Annotated in this window: 4 protein-coding genes; all 4 read right to left on the reverse strand. The window is 45.2% G+C overall.

Going from position 1 to position 2,892, the window contains the following annotated elements:
* Positions 1 to 481 precede the first annotated feature (481 nt).
* Entirely contained in the window at positions 482 to 886 is a 405-nt protein-coding gene (locus tag MiSe_RS48375; protein ID WP_226594566.1) for a fasciclin domain-containing protein, read from the reverse strand.
* A 280-nt stretch (positions 887 to 1,166) separates the two neighbouring features.
* Positions 1,167 to 1,586, reverse strand: coding sequence for a fasciclin domain-containing protein (locus tag MiSe_RS48380; protein ID WP_226594568.1), 420 nt, complete (start codon positions 1,584 to 1,586; stop codon positions 1,167 to 1,169).
* A gap of 73 nt (positions 1,587 to 1,659) precedes the next feature.
* Entirely contained in the window at positions 1,660 to 2,640 is a 981-nt protein-coding gene (locus tag MiSe_RS48385; RefSeq protein ID WP_226594571.1) for an ABC transporter ATP-binding protein, read from the reverse strand.
* Positions 2,641 to 2,667: 27 nt separating this feature from the next.
* The coding region (locus MiSe_RS48390) for a hypothetical protein (RefSeq protein ID WP_226594574.1) at positions 2,668 to 2,892 on the reverse strand (225 nt) is incomplete at its 5' end.

Below are 2,892 nucleotides of genomic sequence, written 5' to 3' on the forward strand. Positions count from 1 at the left end.
TTTTGCTGCGCTGAAAATTATCATCCAACAAATTCTGAAATACCACGGCGGTTAAAACCGCTCGTGTCGCTTTTCCTCCCAGGTCTGAAGACGCTGGGTTTCCAAGCTCCCGGAAGTTTCTGATGAGGCGTTGAAAGGATTGGGGGCAATTGTGCGATGGGTAGTATTACCGTTGGAAGACCACGGGTATCGTTCGCGGGAAGGGGTGGGACATGTATTGTGGGAGATGGTGAATTGGTGCGAGCGCTATCTTACTCCTGGCTAATTGCTAATTGCTAATTGCTAATTGCTAATTGTTAATTGGTCATGGGAATATTTTCGCAATCTACTATTAGCCATTAGCCATTAGAATCTCGTTCCCAGGCGTAAGCCCGGAGAATCTACTATTAGCCATTAGCTATTAGCCATTAGCAATTAGAATCTCGTTCCCAGGCTCAGCCTGGGAACGAGTTAGGTAACCCTAATTAGCGGTGGGAGGATGTTACTCTGGAAGGAGAACGGTATCTATAACGTGAATTACGCCGTTATCTACTTCCAAATCAGCAGTAATAACTGTGGCATTATTCACCTTCACACTTCCGTTCGAGGCATCTATTTTCAGATTAGAACCTTCAACAGTCGCAGCCGAATCAATTTTGACAACATCAGCCGCCATCACTTTACCAGAGACAACGTGATAGGTCAAAATTTTTGTCAGTTGCGGTATATCGTTTAACAGCGAGTCAACAGTACCTGCTGGCAAATTGCCAAATGCCTCATCTGTTGGCGCAAAAACGGTAAACGGGCCAGGACTTTTGAGCGTCTCTACCAAACCAGCTGCTTGAACAGCGGCTACCAGAGTCTTGAAAGAACCAGCACTAACGGCAGTATCTACAATGTCAGCCATTTTTTCCACCTTATGTCTAGTTTTTGACTCTGAACTCTTTTGAGCCAACATAATTATAAACACATTTTTGGCCAAAAACCAAATTAGATCTTTTCCGGTTGTATAGGCAATTACAAAAAACGGTTGGTTTTATCCAGGGTGCTTGTTTGAGGCAAATAAATATTGTTTCAATAAGAAGTAGCTTTTACATCTATCAAAAGATCTAATATTTTTGCAACGGAAGATGGTATTATATCATCTTCCGTTGCATCGGAGCGCGCTACTTTTCTCGGTCTCGCTTTCACGATTGCGCCGCCACCAAGGCAGGCATTAATACAGTATCAATCGCGTGGATAACGCCGTTATCGGCTAGAATATCTTGTTGCAGCACCTTGGCATCATTCACCCGCACCCCATCGGAATTATCAATCGCCAAAACAAAACCTTCAAACGTCGGCGCTTCGTCGATTTGAATCAGGTCATCCGACCTCACATCCCCTGAAACGACATGATAGGTCAAAACTCGCTTCAGCTTGGGAAGATTATCCAACAAATCGGCGATTTCGTGGGCGGGTATTTTGGCAAACGCTTCGTCAGTTGGTGCAAATACGGTGTAAGGTCCAGGATTTTTGAGAATATCTAACAAACCCGCCGCTTCCCACACCGTCATCAAGGTTTTAAAACATCCAGCATTGCTAGCAGTCTCGATAATGTCAGCCATGAGTTTTCCTAAATTTTTATAGCTTCTTGTTAACGAATACAAGCGGGAAAACTCCAGGCGCATCCCCCTAAAGTTAGCTGCTATAGCGAATTCCGCGCTGATGCAACTGCTGGAGGAAAAATTCTTCTAAAGATGGACGCGCCAGATTTAAAGCGATAATTTGAGCATCTATCTGAGGGAGGATATTTATAAAATCTTGGGGATTACCTTGTAAAATTCCTTGCCAATATTTATTTTCGATTTCTAAATCTTGTATCCATTTTTTGAGGATATCGAGATTGCCGCCCTTGCCTTTAACGTGGTAGGTGTTGGTAGTACCCAAGAGTTGATCTAAAGCACCGATGCAAATTAGTTCGCCTTGAGCGAGGATGGCGATGCGATCGCATATCTTCTCCACATCGGATAGAATGTGGCTGTTGAAGAAAATCGTCTTCCCCTGAGCTTTCAACGATAGTATAATCTCCCGAATCTGATATCTCCCCATCGGGTCCAAACCCGACATCGGCTCATCCAAAAATACCACATCCGGGTCGTTAATTAACGCCTGCGCCATCCCGATGCGCTGTACCATCCCTTTAGAATACTGTCGCAGTTGCTTCTTTTTCCCCGCTGACTGAGCAAGTCCCACCAAATCCAACAATTGGGGGATGCGCTGACGCTGCACCGATGCTGGTATTTGAAACAATCCTGCGGTAAACTGCAACAACTCCCACCCGGTTAAAAAATCATAGTAATAGGCATTTTCCGGTAAATATCCTACCCGTTGTTTAACCGCGCGATCGCCCAACGGTTCCCCCAACAACATCCCCCGTCCCGCCGTTGGACGCACAATACCCAGCAAAGTCTTCAACAGAGTCGTTTTACCCGCACCATTTGGTCCCAACAAACCAAACGTTTCCCCCCGATACACACTCAGAGTACATTGCTTCAAAGATTCGACTTTTTGGTTCAGCCAAAAACCAGTACGATAAGTTTTACCCAACTCATAAGTTTGCACCACAGGTTGACCTTCCCCTGTGATAGCTGCATCTTGTGAAGCTGCGGCAGAACTCATAGAACCTGACCCTTGTACGCCCTTACCTCAACGATACTTATAATCCTGCCATAAATGCCCACTCACAACAAAAACTCTCTCTTCTTCTCTTCCTCTGCGTTCCTCTGCGTCCTGGAGGGGTTGATTAGACCTCTGCCATAAATCTTGTGGGTTAGGCATCCTGCCTGCCAAAGAGATTCTTTTTTGCACCAGTCTAATAGACCTCTGCCATAAATCTTGTGGGTTAGGCATCCTGCCTGCCAAAGAGATTCT

Origin of the sequence: Microseira wollei NIES-4236 (assembly GCF_020521235.1) — a bacterium.
GTDB classification, from domain to species: domain Bacteria; phylum Cyanobacteriota; class Cyanobacteriia; order Cyanobacteriales; family Aerosakkonemataceae; genus Microseira; species Microseira wollei.

What these genes read in the sequence shown, in the direction of transcription:
- MiSe_RS48375 (WP_226594566.1), bottom strand. Translation starts at nt 886, where the DNA reads ATGGCTGACATTGTAGATACTGCCGTTAGTGCTGGTTCTTTCAAGACT.
- MiSe_RS48380 (WP_226594568.1), bottom strand. Translation starts at nt 1,586, where the DNA reads ATGGCTGACATTATCGAGACTGCTAGCAATGCTGGATGTTTTAAAACC.
- MiSe_RS48385 (WP_226594571.1), bottom strand. Translation starts at nt 2,640, where the DNA reads ATGAGTTCTGCCGCAGCTTCACAAGATGCAGCTATCACAGGGGAAGGT.